The organism is Polaribacter sp. BAL334, assembly GCF_015767435.1.
Taxonomy (GTDB): Bacteria; Bacteroidota; Bacteroidia; order Flavobacteriales; family Flavobacteriaceae; genus Polaribacter.
In genome coordinates this window covers 1-305 of sequence record NZ_JADWOV010000044.1, presented here as the reverse complement: position 1 = coordinate 305, position 305 = coordinate 1, and the positions used below count along the sequence as shown (strand labels likewise).

The following is a 305-nucleotide window of genomic DNA, read 5'->3' as shown; positions in this document are numbered from 1 at the left end:
TTTAAAAAATCGAACAGTTTAAGTGAATAAATTGAATTTTTTTAGAAACAATTTTTGACCAAAATTGTACAAACTCCCAAAAGTTTTACTAGAAAAAGCATTTGGTAATATTTGCCATAGATAAGCAATACAACATCAGATCTAATAAATAATTTATTAAGTTTTTGGTTGGTAAGTTTAGCTATCATAATAACTGGCATTGCAATCCATTCAATTCGTGGTGAGTGTTTGATTATATGAATATATGAAATCATATAAAATTTATATTCAAAAGTTGTGATGCTCTTTACAGTATCACTTACTGA

Annotated in this window: 1 protein-coding gene; it reads right to left on the bottom strand. The window is 25.6% G+C overall.

Going from position 1 to position 305, the window contains the following annotated elements:
* Positions 1–41: 41 nt before the first annotated feature.
* Positions 42–305: hypothetical protein (locus IU405_RS15550; protein WP_231749385.1), on the bottom strand; the 264-nt coding region annotated here is incomplete at its 5' end.